The organism is Actinacidiphila epipremni (assembly GCF_012034175.1).
Classification (GTDB): Bacteria; Actinomycetota; Actinomycetes; order Streptomycetales; family Streptomycetaceae; genus Actinacidiphila; species Actinacidiphila epipremni.
Genome location: NZ_JAATEJ010000023.1, coordinates 52,761 through 68,730, shown reverse-complemented (window position 1 = coordinate 68,730; position 15,970 = coordinate 52,761). Strand labels below are relative to the sequence as shown.

Genomic DNA, 15,970 nt, shown 5'->3' with positions numbered 1-15,970 from the left:
GCGAGTCTTCGCCGCAACGGCCAGTGCCGCACCCGCACCCGGCGGGCCGGGCCCGGCGGGGCGGAGCCGGAGGCGCGGCCAAGATCCTTTCGTCGGGCGTAGCGGTGCGACTACATTGTGCGCATCGGCGGCGACGAGGGGCAGGCGCGCCATGGAAGCCATGGACTACGAGGGCACGCAACGCTTCGGCCGAGGAGGGCCCGGCGGGCAGGCACCACCCCCGCCCGGCACCCCGCCGCGCCCCGCGGGCGCCCCGGTGCCCCGCCCCACCGCACCTCCGCCCATGCCGGCCAAGGCCCCGCCCGCCTCCGCCCTGGAGCGCTGGCTGCGCACCCCGCGCGCGGCCGACGCCCCCGGCATCTACGGCTTCGGGCACACCCCGCGGCCCAAGCCCGACCCCAAGCAGCTGCCCGCCCGGCGGCTGCTCGGCGGCGCGCTGCTCACCTTCCTGGTCGGCCTGCTGGTGTGGTCGATGTTCCGCGACGGCTACTTCGGCTTCTGGATCTGGCCGGTCATATGGTTCACCCCCGACCACTGGCGCAGCGGCGTCGGCACCGACACCCACGCCTTCGACCACGCCACCCGCGTCTGGGCGTTCCTGTGCACACTGCTGCTCGCGTGGATCTGCGCCAGGATCGGCAACTGGGGCCAGGTCTGGAAGCGCTACGCCGTCCCGGCGCTGCGCAAGCTCGTCACCGAGCCGGAGGACGCCCCCGCCGCCGCCGACCCCGGCATGCCCGACCTCGCCGAATGGCCCGACCTGCGGGCCGCCGGCCGCCACCCGCTCGCCGACCGGCTCGCCGCCGAGGTGCGCACCGGCCGGATGAACGACGTCGACTTCGTCCGCATCCGGCGCGCCTGGACGCTCTCGCTGGGCGACCCGGCCCGGATCGCCGCCTTCACCGACGGCGTGCTGCGCGAGGGCGCCGAGGCGTTCGGCCACCCCTCGGGCGCGCGCGACCTGCCGCGCCGCGCCGCCCCGCACGACCTGCTGACCCGGCAGGTGCGCATCGGCCGCGGCGCCGATGACGCGCGCAACCCGTACCAGCACCGCGGCTCCGGTATCGCGCTCGACCCGACGCTGCTGGGCACGGGCCTGCTGGTGGTCGGGCCGGCCGGCTCCGGCAAGACCCCCCTGGTGGTGCGGCCGGCCGCCGAGGCGCTGTGCCTGCAGGCGCTCGCCGGGCAGGCCGCCGTGGTCGCGGTGGGCGCCGCCGGCGCCGACCTCGGGCCGGCCGACGCCTACGACGTCGTCATCGCGCTCGCCGACCCCACCTCGCGCTACGACCTGGACCTGTACGGGACCGACGACCCGGACGCGGCGGCCGGCGTGCTCGCCGAGGCGCTGGTCGGCGAGCACACCGGCGGCAGCGTCGAGGTGCGCCGGGCGGCGACGGCGCTCGGCCAGATCCTCGGCCCCTTCCACACCGCACGCGGCCGTTTCCCGGCCGTCGCCGAGCTGCGGGAGCTCCTCGACGGCACCCCGCACGCCTTCGCGGTGCTGCGGGACGCCCTCGAAGCGGCGTCGGCCCCGGCGATGATCAGGGAGCTGGACGCGCGCGAGCGGCAGACCGCGCAGCGCGGCGACATCGGCCCGCTGCTCGCCGAGCGGATCGCGCTGCTGGACCGCAGGGCGTTCGCCGGCTTCTTCGACGTGACCGGCCGGTCCCGGCCGTTCACCATGCGCGCCCTGGAGCATCCGGTCCGGGTCCGTATCGACCTGCCCGAGCGCGGGCACACCGAGGCCTCGCGGATCCTGGTGCGGCTGATCCTGGCGCAGTTCACCGCGGCGGTGGTCGCGCGGCGCGACCGCTCGCTGTTCGCCTGCCTCGTCCTGGACGACGCCTCCCACACCGTCACCGCCGAGTCCGTCCGCGGCCTGGGCCGGCTGCGGTCGGCGAACGCCGGTGCCGTCATGGCGCTGCGGACCTTCGACGACGTGCCCGAGGCGCTGCGCACCGCGCTGGTCGGCGCCATGGGCTGCCGGATGGCCATGTCCGGCATCACCACCTGGGACGGCAAGCGCTTCGCCGAGGCATGGGGCACGACCTGGGTCGAGACCAGGGACGTCACCCGTACCCCCGACCAGTCGGGCGGACTGCCGCGCCGGCTCAGCCGCGGTGTCCGCAAGGTGTTCACCGGGGAGGCGGTCACCACGGAGTCGGTGACGGTCAGGGAGGTGGAGCGGGAGCGGTGGTCGGCGTCGGACCTGGCGCACGGGGTGCCCGCCGGGCACGCGGTCGTGTCGTTCACCGCGACGACGGGGGAGAGCGCGCCGCCGGTGCTGGTGGATCTGCGGGGGTGATCGACCGGGCTGGACGGTGCGGCACAATTGGGGGAGGCGGCCACTCCCGGTCGGCCAAAAGTCCAGCGATTGCCGGTATCTGGTCCGTATGCCGCTCACCCTCGCGTCCCTCGCGCAGCACTCGGCGCTGAAACTCACCGTTCTCGCCGGCAGGGACCGGCTGGAGTCCGAGGTGCGCTGGGTGCACACCAGCGAGCTGGAGGACCCGGGCCCGTATCTGGAGGGCGGCGAGCTGCTGCTCACCACGGGGCTGACGCTGGAGGTCGGCAACCCAGAGGCGCTGCGCGCGTACGTGCGCAGGCTCACCGCCGCCCGGGTGGTCGGGCTCGGCTTCGGCGTCGGGGTGGGGCACGACAGCGTGCCGCCCGCGCTGGTGGACGCCGCCGCGCACTGCGGGCTGCCGCTGCTGGAGGTGCCGCGGAAGACGCCCTTCATCGCCATCAGCAAGACCGTCTCCGCGGCGCTGGCCGCCGACCGCTACAAGGCGGTCACCGCCGGCTTCGAGGCCCAGCGCGAGCTGACCCGCGCCGCCCTCGCCCCCGACGGCACCGCCGCCCTGCTGGCCCGGCTCGCCGCGCATCTGGACGGCTGGGTCGCCCTCTACGACACCTCCGGCGCGGTGCTCGCCGCGGCGCCGGAGTGGGCCGGGCGGCGCGCCGCCAAGCTCACCGGCGAGATCGACCGGCTGCGGGACATTCAGGGCCCGGCGGGCGCCGCCGTGACCGGTCCCTCGGGCAGCGAGGACCGGGTGGAGATCCAGTCCCTCGGCACCGGGCGCCGCCCGCGCGGCTATCTGGCGGTCGGCACCGAGGAGCGCCTGGACACCCCGGCGCGCTACGTCGTCAACGCCGCCGTCGCGCTGCTGACGCTGTCCCTGGAGCAGTCCCGCACCCTTCAGGAGGCGCACGCCCGGCTCGCCGCCGCGGTGCTGCGGATGCTGCTGGACGGCGAGACCGGGCACGCCCGCGGTGTCGCCGGCGTCCTCTACCGGGGGCTGCTGGACAACCCGGTGCGGGTGCTGATCGCCGAGCCCGGCGACGACCGGCTCGGCCCGGAGGCGCTGGCCCGGCTGGCCGAGCGGGTGGAGGCCGCCGCGGCGCGCTCCGGTGAGTCGTGGCTGTCGGTCCAGGACGCCGCCCGGTTCGTCGTGCTCGCCGCCGAGGGCGCCACCGTGCTGGCCGCCGCGGCGGACCTCGCCGAGGCCGAGGACGCGCTGTCGGCGGGGCTGTCGGCGGCGGTACGCCCCGAGGACGTCCCCGAGGCGCACCGGCAGGCCGAACGGGCGCTGGCGGTCGCCGTACGCCGCGGGCGCAACCTCGTCGAGCACGGCGAGGTCGGCCTCGGCTCGGTGGTGCCGCTGCTGGCCGACGACGCGGTGCGCGCCTTCGCCGAGGGCCTGCTGCGCCCGCTGCGCGAGCACGACCAGACCTCGCGCGGCGACCTGGTCGCCTCGCTCCAGGCGTGGCTGTCGCACCACGGGCAGTGGGACGCCGCAGCCGCCGACCTCGGCGTCCACCGGCACACCCTGCGCTACCGGATGCGCCGGGTGGAGGAGATCCTGGGCCGCTCGCTGGACGACCCGGACGTACGGATGGAGCTGTGGCTCGCCCTCAAGACCGAGGCCGAGGGCGACGCCTGAGGCCCCTGTGCGGTCTTACGGCGTCGGCCCCGGGGGCGTGGCGCCGGCGGACGGGTCCGCAGCGCCGGACGCCGAGCGGCGGGAGGCGAGGTCCCAGGACAGCCGAACCGTCAGGCTCGCCTCCGTGCCGGCCTCGGCGATGACGCCGAGCAGCTGGCCGGACTTCACCGCGAGCTTGATGCCGAACTCGACCTCGAAGGAGTCCGGGGAGCCGGCCGCGCCGCCCTCGGTGACGGTCTGCGCGGCCCAGCGCCCGACGCTGCGCACGGTGTCCCGCACCTGGTCCAGGGTGAGCGTCACGGCCGAGCCCACCGCCGCCGCGCGCGAGCGGACGCCGACGTCGCCGTAGCCGCCGCCGGACTCGTCGGGGCGCTGGAAGGGCACCTGCCCGACGACCTCCGCCTGCACCGTGGTGCCGTCGCCCACCGCGATCGTGACCGTCTCCGCCATTCGCGTGCCCCCTCCGCCGTCCGGGCCGCCAGAATAGGCGCAGCGGCGGGTCGCAGGGGGCGGCTTTGCCTGTTCCCCCGCGGCGCCGGGGGCGGCGCACGGGGACGCAGGGGGAGCGGCCGGGCCCGACGCGCTGGCCATGGCGTCACGTACCGGCGTACGGCCACTCCGCCGTGGACAACATGCAGGCGGCGCGGCCGTGCCTACGGTGGCAGCCGACGACACCCCCACACCCTGCGACACCCCCCGACACCCCGTGAACAGGAAGGCGGAACTTGACCGTGACGACCGCGACGACCGCGAAGACGGCAGCCCCGCACGCGTTCTGGCTGGCCGGGAGCCGGGCCACCGGCACGGACGCCTTCGATGTGACCAACCCCTGGGACGGCTCCACCGTCGCCCGAGTGAGCGTGCCGGACCAGGTGCAGGTGGAGGCGGCCGTCGCGGCGGCGGCAGCGGCCCACCACGCCTTCGAGGCGACGCCCGCGCATGTGCGGGCCGCCGCCCTGGACCACGTCTCCCGGCGGCTGGCCGAGCGCGCCGAGGAGGTGGCGCTGCTCATCACCGCGGAGAACGGCAAGCCCCTGAAGTGGGCGCGCGGCGAGGTCGGCCGCGCGGTGTCGGTCTTCCGCTGGGCCGCCGAGGAGGCCCGCCGCTTCAACGCCGGGCAGGCGCAGCGCCTGGACACCGACCCGGGCGGCGTGGGGCGGCTCGCGCTGACCCGGCGCTTCGGGCGCGGGCCGGTCCTGGGCATCGCGCCGTTCAACTTCCCGCTGAACCTGGTGGCGCACAAGGTCGCCCCGGCGCTCGCGGTGGGCGTGCCGATCATCCTCAAGCCGGCGCCCGCCACACCGCTGTCGGCGCTGCTGCTCGGCGAACTGCTCGCGGAGACCGAGGGGCTGCCCGCGGGCGCCTGGAGCGTCCTGCCGGTGCCGAACGACCGGATGCCCGCGCTGGTGCAGGACCCGCGGCTGCCGGTCATCTCCTTCACCGGATCCGACACAGTGGGCCACGCCATCGCCGACTCGGTGCCGCGCAAGCACGTCACGCTGGAGCTCGGCGGGAACGCCGCCGCCGTGGTGCTGGCCGACTGGTCCTCCGACGCCGACCTGGACTGGGCGGCTGCGCGTATTGCCACGTTCGCCAACTACCAGGGCGGACAGTCCTGCATCTCCGTGCAGCGGGTCATCGCCGACGCGGCCATTTACGACGCCTTGGCAGAACGCGTCGTCACCAAGGTCCGCGAGCAGGTGACCGGCGACCCGGGCAACGGCGCCACCGACGTCGGCCCGCTGGTGAGCGAGGCCGCCGCCGTACGGGTCGGGCAGTGGGTCGACGACGCCGTGGCCAAGGGCGCCCGGCTGCTGGCCGGCGGCGAGCGCGACGGCGCCACGTACGCCCCGACCGTGCTCGCCGACCTGCCGGCCGACGCGCTGCTGGCCACCGAGGAGGCGTTCGGCCCGGTGCTGTCACTGCACCGGGTGAACGGCGCCGACGAGGCTTTCGCCGCCGTCAACGACTCCCGCTTCGGCCTGCAGGCCGGCGTCTTCACCCACGACATCCAGCTGGCCTTCCGCGCCCACCGCGAGCTGCAGGTCGGCGGCGTCGTCATCGGCGACGCGCCCTCCTACCGCGCCGACCAGATGCCGTACGGCGGGGTGAAGGACTCCGGCAGCGGGCGCGAGGGCGTCCGGTACGCGATGGAGGACTACACCTACGAGCGGGTCCTGGTGCTCACCGGCCTCGACCTGTGAGACCGGCGGGCGCGGCGGGGACTGCTCGGGCGGGTCGGACGGCCCGGACGGCGAGCCGCTGACGGCTCGTCTGGTGGGGTTGCCGGAAATCGGGTAGTACGGACAGGTAGCACCGGTCGGTAACCGGCTACCCGGAGGTGACGCAACCGTGTCCGCACCCGCCACAGCACCCAAGGTCACAGAGCGCGAGGCCCGTGAGGTGGCCGAGGCCGCCCGCGAGCGGGACTGGCACAAGCCCAGCTTCGCCAAGGAGCTCTTCCTCGGCCGCTTCCGGCTCGACCTGATCCACCCCTACCCTGAGCCGGCGCCGGAGGCCGCCGCCAGGGGCGAGGAGTTCCTGGCCAGGCTCCGGCAGTTCTGCGAGACCTCGATCGACGGGGCCAGGATCGACCGCGAGGCGCGGATCCCGGACGAGACCATCCGCGGGCTGAAGGAGCTGGGCGCCCTCGGCATGAAGATCGACCCGGCGTACGGCGGCCTCGGGCTCACCCAGGTGTACTACAACAAGGCCCTGGCCATGGCGGGCACCGCGAGCCCCGCGGTCGGCGCGCTGCTGTCGGCGCACCAGTCGATCGGCGTACCGCAGCCGGTGAAGATGTTCGGCACCAAGGAGCAGAAGGAGGCGTTCCTGCCGCGCTGCGCCCGCAGCGACATCAGCGCCTTCCTGCTCACCGAGCCCGACGTCGGCTCCGACCCGGCCCGGCTCGCCACCACCGCCGTGCCCGACGGCGACGACTACGTGCTGGACGGCGTCAAGCTGTGGACGACCAACGGCGTCGTCGCCGACCTGCTGGTCGTCATGGCCCGGGTGCCGGCCGGCGAGGGCCACAAGGGCGGCATCTCCGCCTTCGTCGTCGAGGCGGACTCGCCCGGCATCACCGTGGAGAACCGCAACGCCTTCATGGGCCTGCGCGGTATCGAGAACGGCGTCACCCGCTTCCACCGGGTGCGGGTGCCGGCCGCGAACCGCATCGGACCCGAGGGCGCGGGCCTGAAGATCGCCCTGACCACCCTCAACACCGGCCGGCTGTCGCTGCCGGCGGGCTGCGTCGGCGCCGCCAAGTGGTGCCTGAAGATCGCCCGGGAATGGTCGGGCGCCCGCGAGCAGTGGGGCCGGCCCATCGGGCGACACGAGGCGGTCGGCTCCAAGATCGCCTACATGGCCGCCACCACCTTCGCGCTGGAGGCGGTGCTGGACCTGTCCTCGCAGATGGCCGACGAGGACCGCAACGACATCCGCATCGAGGCGGCGCTGGCCAAGCTCTACGGTTCCGAGGCCGCCTGCCGCATCGCCGACGAGCTGGTGCAGATCCGCGGCGGACGCGGCTTCGAGACCGCCGACTCGCTGGCCGCCCGCGGCGAGCGGGCCGTCCCCGCCGAGCAGCTGTTGCGCGACCTGCGGATCAACCGGATCTTCGAGGGCTCCACCGAGATCATGCACCTGCTGATCGCCCGGGAGGCCGTCGACGCCCACCTGTCGGTCGCCGGCGACCTCATCGACCCGGACTCCTCGCTCGGCGACAAGGCCCGCGCCGGCGCCAAGGCGGGCGGCTTCTACGCCAAGTGGCTGCCCAAGCTCGTCGCCGGACCCGGCCAGCTGCCCAATTCCTACGCCGAGTTCGACGGCCTGGCCACGCATCTGCGCTATGTCGAGCGCGGGGCGCGCAAGCTCGCCCGGTCCACCTTCTATGCCATGTCGCGCTGGCAGGGCCGGATGGAGACCAAGCAGAACTTCCTGGCCCGCATCGTCGACATCGGCGCCGAGCTGTTCGCGATGAGCGCCGCGTGCGTGCGCGCCCAGCACCTCGCGGCGAGCACCGACCACGGGCCGCAGGCGCGGCTGCTGGCCGACACGTTCTGCAAGCAGGCCCGGGTGCGCACCGACGAGCTGTTCGCCCGGCTGTGGACCAACACCGACGGACCCGACCGCGCCCTGGCCAAGGCGGTCCTCGGCGGCGACATCCAGTGGCTGGAGGCCGGCATCGTCGACCCCAGCCGGGACGGCCCGTGGATCGCCGACGTCACGCCGGGCCCCTCGCAGGCCGACAACGTGCACCGTCCCGTGCACTGACCGCCCGTCCGCCGCCGGGCCGCCCCCGCTCCGGTCGGTCCGGCGCCCGTACGCCGCCGACCCCCGTCCGCAGCCGGGACCGTACGCCGTCCGGGGGCGCCGCCGTCCACAGCCCCGCCGTTGTCCACAGGGCGCGCGGGGCAGTGGACGGCGGCGCCCTCACGCACGACACAATGGCCCCATGACGGACGCTCTCGCAGACCCGCACTACCGCCCGCACGTCACCGGCGACCCGGCGGACGGCCCCCGCGCCATCGTGATCCTCGGCTCCACCGGATCGGTCGGCACCCAGGCCATCGACGTGGTGCTCCGCAACCCGGACCGCTTCCGGGTCACCGCGATCTCCGCCGCGGGCAGCCGGGTCGCCCTGCTGGCCGAGCAGGCGCACCGCCTCGGCGTGACCACCGTCGCCGTCGCCGACGAGGCCGCCGTCGCCCCGCTGCGCGCCGCGCTCGCCGAGCGGTACGGCCCGGGCGCCGCGCTCCCCGAGATCCTCGCCGGGCCCGAGGCGGCCACCGAGGCCGCCGCCCTGGAGTGCCACTCGGTGCTCAACGGCATCACCGGCTCCATCGGCCTGCGCCCCACCCTCGCGGCGCTGGAGGCCGGGCGGGTGCTGATCCTCGCCAACAAGGAGTCGCTGATCGTCGGCGGCCCGCTGGTGAAGGCGCTGGCCGAGCCGGGCCAGATCGTGCCGGTCGACTCCGAGCACTCCGCGCTCTTCCAGGCCATGACGGCCGGCCGCCGCCAAGAGGTCCGCAAGCTCCTGGTGACCGCCTCCGGCGGCCCCTTCCGCGGGCGCAGCCGCGCCGAGCTGGCGTCCGTCACCCCCGCCGACGCGCTCGCCCACCCCACGTGGGACATGGGCCCGGTCATCACCGTCAACTCCGCGACGCTGGTCAACAAGGGCCTGGAGGTGATCGAGGCCCACCTGCTCTACGACGTCCCGTTCGACCGCATCGAGGTCGTCGTGCACCCCCAGTCGTACATCCACTCCATGGTGGAGTTCACCGACGGCTCCACGATCGCGCAGGCCAGCCCGCCCGACATGCGGATGCCCATCGCGCTGGGCCTGGGCTGGCCGGACCGGGTGCCGGACGCGGCGCCCGCCTTCGACTGGTCCAAGGCCATGTCCTGGGAGTTCTTCCCGCTCGACGAGGAGGCCTTCCCCTCCGTCGCGCTCGCCCGCCATGTCGGTACGCTCGGGGGCACCGCGCCGGCGGTCTTCAACGCCGCCAACGAGGAGTGCGTCGCGGCCTTCCTCGCGGGCAGACTGCCGTTCACCGGGATCGTCGACACCGTCGCCAAGGTCGTCGAGGAACACGGCACACCCCCGGCGGGAACTTCCCTCACGGTGGAGAACGTCCTCGAAGCGGAGACCTGGGCACGCGCCCGGGCGGTGGAACTGGCACAGACCTCGGAGGCAGCAGGCGTATGACCGGTCTCATGACGGTGCTCGGCATAGTGGTCTTCGCCGTCGGCCTGATGGTCTCGATCGCCTGGCACGAGCTCGGGCACCTGTCGACCGCCAAGCTCTTCAAGATCCGCGTGACGCAGTACATGGTCGGCTTCGGCCCGACCGTCTGGTCCCGCAAGAAGGGCGAGACGGAGTACGGCTTCAAGGCGGTCCCGCTGGGCGGCTACATCCGCATGATCGGGATGTTCCCGCCCGGCGAGGACGGCCGGATCACCGCCCGCTCCACCTCCCCGTGGCGCAGCATGATCGAGGACGCCCGCTCGGCGGCCTTCGAGGAGCTCCAGCCCGGCGACGAGACCCGGCTGTTCTACACGCGCAAGCCCTGGAAGCGCGTCATCGTCATGTTCGCCGGCCCGTTCATGAACCTCATCCTGGCCTTCGGCCTCGCCCTGGCGGTCTTCATGGGCATCGGCGTCTACAAGGACACCACCGTCGTCGGCTCCGTCAGCGACTGCGTGATCTCCCAGGCCGACACCGCCAAGCGCAACCCGGACAACCCCTGCCTGGCCAGCGACCCGGTCGCCCCGGCCAAGGTCGCCGGCCTCCAGCCCGGCGACAGGTTCGTCTCCTTCGACGGCCGGCCGGTCAAGGAGTGGTCCGAGCTGTCCCGGGACATCAGGACCGGCGCCGGCACGACCGCCACCATCGTCGTCGAGCGCGCCGGCAAGCTCGTCACCCTGCACCCGAAGATCACCACCAACGTCGTCGCCAAGACCGACAGCGACGGCAACCCCGTCGCGGGCACCGTGACGGCCGGCTTCCTCGGCTTCAGCCCCGCGGGCCACATCGAGCCGCTGACCTTCACCGGCTCGGTCGACCACATGGGGGACATGGCCCGGCAGGGCGTCGACTCGCTGCTGCGCCTCCCGCAGCGCATCCCCGACCTGTGGCGGGCCACCTTCGAGGGCGCCCCCCGCAAGGCCGACTCGCCGATGGGCGTGGTCGGCGCGGCCCGCGTCGGCGGAGAGGTCTTCTCCCTCAAGGAGCCGGCCATCGACCGCATCGCCACCATGGTGATACTCGTCGCCGGCTTCAACCTGTCGCTGTTCCTGTTCAACATGCTGCCGCTACTGCCGCTGGACGGCGGGCACGTGGCGGGCGCGCTGTGGGAGTCGCTGCGCCGGCACACCGCCCGGGTCTTCCGCCGGCCCGACCCCGGGCCCTTCGACGTGGCCAAGCTCATGCCGGTCGCTTATGTCGTGGCCGGAATCTTCGTGTGCTTCACGCTGCTGGTTCTGATCGCGGACGTGGTCAACCCGGTCAAACTCAGTTCGTAATGCCACGAGCCGAGTGAGAGCCGCGGGACCGGTGCCGTAATCTCGAACCGGAGCCCGCCCTCGCCGGGACTTGTGCCACACCTTGGGGAAGCCACGCAGATGACCGCGATTTCGCTCGGTATGCCGGATGTTCCGACCAGGCTCGCCGAGCGCCGCAAGAGCCGTCAGATCCAGGTCGGAAGCGTCGCCGTGGGTGGCGACGCCCCCGTGTCCGTGCAGTCCATGACCACCACGCGCACCTCTGACATCGGCGCCACCCTGCAGCAGATCGCCGAGCTCACCGCCTCGGGCTGCCAGATCGTCCGGGTCGCCTGCCCCACGCAGGACGACGCCGACGCCCTCGCCACGATCGCCAGGAAGTCCCAGATCCCGGTGATCGCCGACATCCACTTCCAGCCGAAGTACGTCTTCGCCGCGATCGACGCCGGCTGCGCCGCGGTCCGGGTCAACCCCGGCAACATCAAGCAGTTCGACGACAAGGTCCGGGAGATCGCCAAGGCCGCCTCCGACGCCGGCGTCCCGATCCGCATCGGCGTCAACGCCGGCTCGCTGGACAAGCGCCTGCTGGAGAAGTACGGCAAGGCCACGCCCGAGGCGCTCGTGGAGTCGGCGCTGTGGGAGGCCTCGCTGTTCGAGGAGCACGACTTCCGCGACATCAAGATCTCCGTCAAGCACAACGACCCGGTCGTGATGGTCAACGCCTACCGGCTGCTGGCGCAGAAGTGCGACTACCCGCTGCACCTCGGCGTGACCGAGGCCGGCCCCGCCTTCCAGGGCACCATCAAGTCGGCGGTCGCCTTCGGCGCGCTGCTCGCCGAGGGCATCGGCGACACCATCCGGGTCTCGCTGTCCGCGCCGCCCGCCGAGGAGGTCAAGGTCGGCATCCAGATCCTGGAGTCGCTGAACCTGCGCCAGCGCCGGCTGGAGATCGTCTCCTGCCCGTCCTGCGGGCGCGCCCAGGTCGACGTCTACAAGCTCGCCGAGGAGGTCACCGCGGGCCTGGAGGGCATGGAGGTGCCGCTCAGGGTCGCCGTCATGGGCTGCGTCGTCAACGGCCCCGGCGAGGCCCGCGAGGCCGACCTCGGTGTCGCCTCCGGCAACGGCAAGGGGCAGATCTTCGTCAAGGGCGAGGTCATCAAGACCGTGCCCGAGTCGAAGATCGTCGAGACGCTGATCGACGAGGCCATGAAGATCGCCGAGGAGATGCAGGACGCCGGCGTCGCCTCCGGCGAGCCCCAGGTGAGCGTGTCCTGACCGGCACCCCCGCCGCACCCCGATCGCGACGCCCCAGGCCCGCCCCGCGCCCGGTACCCGCCGGCGCGGGGCGGGGTACGCCCGTACGAGGTAAAGTGCGCAGACCATTCCCCGCCTGCGGGCCGGCCCCCGCCCGCGTGGGCGGCCCCCAAGGCGACGACGGTGAGGCCTCCACGTGCTGACCCACTCCACTGCCCGCGTCCTGGAACCCGGAGACCTCGACGCCGCGCTCGCCGTGCTCCACCGAGACCCGGTCGCCAACGCCTTCGTCACCTCCCGGGTCAACGTCGCCGGGCTTGACCCGTGGCGGCTCGGCGGCGAGATGTGGGGCTGGTACGCGGCCGGCAAGCTCACCTCGCTGTGCTACGCCGGCGCCAACCTCGTGCCGATCTGCGCGACCCCCGAGGCGGTCGCCGCCTTCGCCGAGCGCGCCCGCAGGTCGGGCCGCCGCTGCTCGTCCATCGTCGGCCCCGCCGAGGCCACCGCCGACCTGTGGTCCCGCCTGGAGCCGCACTGGGGCCCGGCCCGCGAAGTGCGCCGCCACCAGCCGCTGATGACCACCCGCGCACTGCCGGCCGGCATCACGCCCGACCCGCTGGTCCGCCGGGTCCGCAAGGACGAGATGGACGTCATCATGCCGGCGTGCGTCGCGATGTTCACCGAGGAGGTCGGCGTCTCCCCGCTGGCCGGCGACGGCGGCCTGCTCTACCAGGCGCGGGTGGCCGAACTGGTCTCCACCGGGCGGGCGTTCGCCCGTATCGAGGACGGCCGGGTGATCTTCAAGGCGGAGATCGGCGCCGTCACCCGGCACACCTGCCAGATCCAGGGCGTGTGGGTCGCCCCCTCGCACCGGGGCCGCCGGCTGTCCGAGACCGGCATGGCCGCCGTGCTGCACTACGCCCTGCGCGACGTCGCGCCCGTCGTCAGCCTCTACGTCAACGACTTCAACACCCCGGCGCGCGCCGCGTACGAGCGCGTCGGCTTCACCGAGGTCGGCTCCTTCATGTCGGTGCTGTTCTAGCGCCCGGTGTGAAGCAGGCCCCGGGACCGCGCCGGGCCCGCGACCGCGCCGGGCTGTCCCGTCCGTGGACGACACGGCGGTGACGGGTGCGGAAACAGTAGTCTCCCAGGCCATGGAGAAAGTCGTGGTCGAGCCCTGCGATCTTGCCGCGCACGTCGACGAGGCCCTCGCCGTACAGGCCGTGGCCTTCGGGCTCGGGCCCGAGGAGGTGGCGATCCGGCGGCAGATCGTGCTGCGGCACCTGACCTCGCCGGGCGCGCGGGCGCTGGCCGCGTACACCGCGCAGGACCGCCGCCTGGTCGGCTTCGTCTACGGGATGCCCAACGACCGCGGCCACTGGTGGTCCAGCGTCGTCCAGCCCTACCTGCGGCGCGAGGGCAACGACGGCTGGCTCGACGACTCCTTCGTGATCACCGAGCTGCACGTCCTCCCCGACTTCCAGGGCCGTGGCATCGGCCGCGAGCTGATCACCACGATCACCGACTCCGCGCGCGAACCGCGCAGCATCCTGTCGGCGATCGACGGCGACACCCCCGCCCGCCACCTCTACCACGCCCTCGGCTACCGCGACCTGGCCCGCCCGGTGCACTTCCCCAGCGCCGCCCGGCCGTACGCCGTGATGGGCGCCCCGCTGCCGCTGCTGCGCTGAGCGCCCGCTTCAGAGCCAGCTCGCGAACTCCAGCAGCAGCTCGCCGTCCTCCCGGCCGCCGACCGACAGATACCACACGCCCGCCTCCACCGCGCGGAAGACCGCCCAGCCGCGCAGCCGCTCGGCGTCCACCTCCAGCGCGTCGGCGAGCTTGGCGATCCGCCGCCGCGCGGTGGTACGCGAACCGGGCTGCGCGGCGAGCGTCGAGAGCCGGTCGCGGGCCAGCCACGCCAGGTCGAAGGCCCGCTCGCCCACCAGCGGCTTGGGGTCGATGGCCAGCCACGGCATCCGCTCGCCGGCCAGCACGTTGCCCTGGTGGTAGTCGCCGTGCAGCAAGACCGTCTCCACCGCGCCGGCCGAACCCGCCAGCTCCGCCTGCGCCGCCAGCGCCTGGTCGATCAGCTCCGCCGCGTCGGCCGCGTACGCCGCCTCCCGGCGCTCCCGCAGCAGCCCGGCCAGTTCCCCGGTGGTGTCGGCGACACTGCGGAAGGGATGGCCCTCGGCGGGCGGCACCCACAGCCGCTGCAGCACGCCCTCCGCCTCCAGCAGCGCCTTCGGCTCGGCCAGCGACCGCAGCGAGACATCCGCCCGCAGCCGCTCCAGCAGCATCGCGCCCTGCGCCGGATCGGCCCGCAGCAGCCGTACGGCGCCGCGCCCGCCCCAGTGCGCGAGCGCCGCGTGCTCGTGTTCGGTCTCCCGGTTGACCATGCCGACCTTGAGCACGGCCGGCTCGCCGTCCTCGTCGCGGACCAGCACGATCATGCTGATCTGCCCGCCGGCCGCGACGACCCGCTCCACGCCCAGCCGCCAGTCCGCCAGCAGCCCGGCCACCCGTGCGGGCAGCAGCGCCAGCCACTCCCGGCCCGCCTCGCCCTCCCACGCGGTGACCGTGCGCACCAGCCGCTCCGGGGGCTGCGGGCCGTCGTCAGCGGGCTGTCCTGGTCGCGCTGCTGAACCCATTGCTCTGCCCTGCCCTCCGTGCGTCCCCGTGGCGCCCGGCGGACAGCGCCGCGCTCAGCCGGAGCTCAGCCGCGTTCCGCCAGACCCGGGAAGGCTACGCTGCCGCCGCGCCAGCGCACGGCGCGCACCGCCGCGTCCCGCATCGCCGATGCCGCGTCGCCCCGCAGCCCGCCCAGCGCGCTGCGGACCACGTCGCCGTACGCGCCCGCGACCCGCTCCTCGACGTAGACCGCGAGCCGGGCCGCCGAGGCCGCGTCGGTCACCGCGAAGGGCAGCCGGTAGCCGGGCGCCGCGCCGACCGGGGCCGCGCCGAGGTCGGCCACCGTACGGGCCAGGGCGTCGCGGCGGGCCCGGTGGGCGTCGTAGCCCTGCTTCGCCTCGTCCTGCCGGGAGCCGGTCAGATGGCCGCCGACCACGCCGTAGCCGTACACCGCGGCGTGCTCGGCGGCCAGCGCCGCCTGCACCGCGTCGATGACCGCGTTCATCGCCTCAGCTCCCGCTCCCGCCCCGGTCCTCGTCCTGGCCCGAGCTGTGGTTCCCGTCCTGCGCGGCCGTGCTCTTACCCGAGGCCTTGGCCCCCAGCAGCGCCGCGTGGCCCGCGCCCGCCGCGGCGACCGAGGCCAGCAGCCGGGCCTGCTCGGCGGGCGCGGTCAGCAGTGCGGCGGCCCTGCGGTCGGCCAGCGCCCGCTCGGCGGACGCCAGGGCGGACAGCGCCTGCGCGGCCGTACCGGAAGAAGCGCCGGAAGAGGCGGCGGGGGAGGGGGCGGCCGGGGAGGCGGCCGGCGCGGTGCCGCCGAACGCCTCGATGTGCCGGGCCACTTCCGCCCGCAGCGGGCGCAGCCGGGCGGCGAGCGAGGGGTGGGCCGCGGACGCGGCGTCGTAACGCCCGATCAGCTCCCGGCTGTCGGCGAGCGCCCGGGCCCGTACCGCGGCCTCCGGCGGCAGCGCGCCGCCCTTGCCCGTACCGCCGGCCGTGGCGCCCGGTGAGGTGTCGGCCGGCCGCGTCGAGCACCCGGTGCCGACCGCGGCGACCGCCGCCGCCATCACGCTCCGCCTGCTCAGCCGAGCCGCCGCCTCCGGGATCATGGAGGGAGTGTACGGGGGCCCGAGTGGCGC

Annotated in this window: 13 protein-coding genes; 9 read left to right on the top strand and 4 right to left on the bottom strand. The window is 74.5% G+C overall.

Features of this window, described 5'->3' with window-relative positions:
• Positions 1-160 precede the first annotated feature (160 nt).
• Positions 161-2,305, top strand: coding sequence for a type IV secretory system conjugative DNA transfer family protein (locus HCN08_RS25035; protein WP_167985574.1), 2,145 nt, complete (start codon positions 161-163; stop codon positions 2,303-2,305).
• A gap of 88 nt (positions 2,306-2,393) precedes the next feature.
• Positions 2,394-3,944: a helix-turn-helix domain-containing protein gene (locus HCN08_RS25030; protein ID WP_167985494.1), complete on the top strand. Its 1,551-nt coding sequence runs from the start codon at positions 2,394-2,396 to the stop codon at positions 3,942-3,944.
• A 15-nt stretch (positions 3,945-3,959) separates the two neighbouring features.
• Here HCN08_RS25030 and HCN08_RS25025 read toward each other — a convergent pair whose 3' ends face one another.
• Positions 3,960-4,394, bottom strand: a complete 435-nt coding sequence (locus HCN08_RS25025; RefSeq protein WP_167985493.1) for a CU044_2847 family protein — start codon at positions 4,392-4,394, stop codon at positions 3,960-3,962.
• Positions 4,395-4,675: 281 nt separating this feature from the next.
• On the opposite strand from HCN08_RS25025, the gene HCN08_RS25020 reads away from it, so the two are divergent.
• The 7 genes from HCN08_RS25020 to HCN08_RS24990 all read left to right on the top strand — a co-directional run bounded on the left by HCN08_RS25020 (position 4,676) and on the right by HCN08_RS24990 (position 13,894).
• Complete coding sequence (locus HCN08_RS25020) at positions 4,676-6,148, top strand: aldehyde dehydrogenase family protein (RefSeq protein WP_167985573.1); 1,473 nt, start codon at positions 4,676-4,678, stop codon at positions 6,146-6,148.
• A gap of 148 nt (positions 6,149-6,296) precedes the next feature.
• The gene (locus tag HCN08_RS25015; RefSeq protein ID WP_167985492.1) at positions 6,297-8,219 is read left to right on the top strand and encodes an acyl-CoA dehydrogenase family protein; all 1,923 of its coding nucleotides are present in this window, start codon (positions 6,297-6,299) and stop codon (positions 8,217-8,219) included.
• Positions 8,220-8,400: 181 nt separating this feature from the next.
• Positions 8,401-9,654, top strand: a complete 1,254-nt coding sequence (dxr, locus tag HCN08_RS25010) for a 1-deoxy-D-xylulose-5-phosphate reductoisomerase (protein WP_167985491.1) — start codon at positions 8,401-8,403, stop codon at positions 9,652-9,654.
• Positions 9,651-10,970 carry a M50 family metallopeptidase gene (locus HCN08_RS25005; RefSeq protein WP_167985490.1) on the top strand — a complete coding sequence of 440 codons (1,320 nt, stop codon included), beginning with the start codon at positions 9,651-9,653 and terminating at the stop codon, positions 10,968-10,970. Before dxr ends, HCN08_RS25005 begins: the two co-directional genes overlap by 4 nt.
• A gap of 99 nt (positions 10,971-11,069) precedes the next feature.
• Positions 11,070-12,224 (top strand): flavodoxin-dependent (E)-4-hydroxy-3-methylbut-2-enyl-diphosphate synthase, encoded by a 1,155-nt coding sequence (gene ispG, locus HCN08_RS25000; RefSeq protein ID WP_167985489.1) that lies wholly within the window; start codon positions 11,070-11,072, stop codon positions 12,222-12,224.
• Between the two features lie 175 nt (positions 12,225-12,399).
• Positions 12,400-13,245 (top strand): GNAT family N-acetyltransferase, encoded by an 846-nt coding sequence (locus tag HCN08_RS24995; RefSeq protein WP_167985488.1) that lies wholly within the window; start codon positions 12,400-12,402, stop codon positions 13,243-13,245.
• 112 nt (positions 13,246-13,357) lie between these two features.
• Positions 13,358-13,894, top strand: a complete 537-nt coding sequence (locus HCN08_RS24990) for a GNAT family N-acetyltransferase (RefSeq protein WP_167985487.1) — start codon at positions 13,358-13,360, stop codon at positions 13,892-13,894.
• Positions 13,895-13,903: 9 nt separating this feature from the next.
• Here HCN08_RS24990 and HCN08_RS24985 read toward each other — a convergent pair whose 3' ends face one another.
• The 3 genes from HCN08_RS24985 to HCN08_RS24975 form a co-directional block, all read right to left on the bottom strand.
• A complete protein-coding gene (locus HCN08_RS24985; RefSeq protein WP_167985486.1) occupies positions 13,904-14,854 on the bottom strand; it encodes an aminoglycoside phosphotransferase family protein in 951 nt (316 codons plus the stop codon).
• A 65-nt stretch (positions 14,855-14,919) separates the two neighbouring features.
• On the bottom strand, positions 14,920-15,339 hold the full coding sequence (locus HCN08_RS24980; protein WP_167985485.1) for a ferritin-like domain-containing protein: 420 nt from the start codon (positions 15,337-15,339) through the stop codon (positions 14,920-14,922).
• 4 nt (positions 15,340-15,343) lie between these two features.
• Positions 15,344-15,940 carry a hypothetical protein gene (locus HCN08_RS24975; RefSeq protein WP_240970422.1) on the bottom strand — a complete coding sequence of 199 codons (597 nt, stop codon included), beginning with the start codon at positions 15,938-15,940 and terminating at the stop codon, positions 15,344-15,346.
• Positions 15,941-15,970 lie beyond the last annotated feature (30 nt).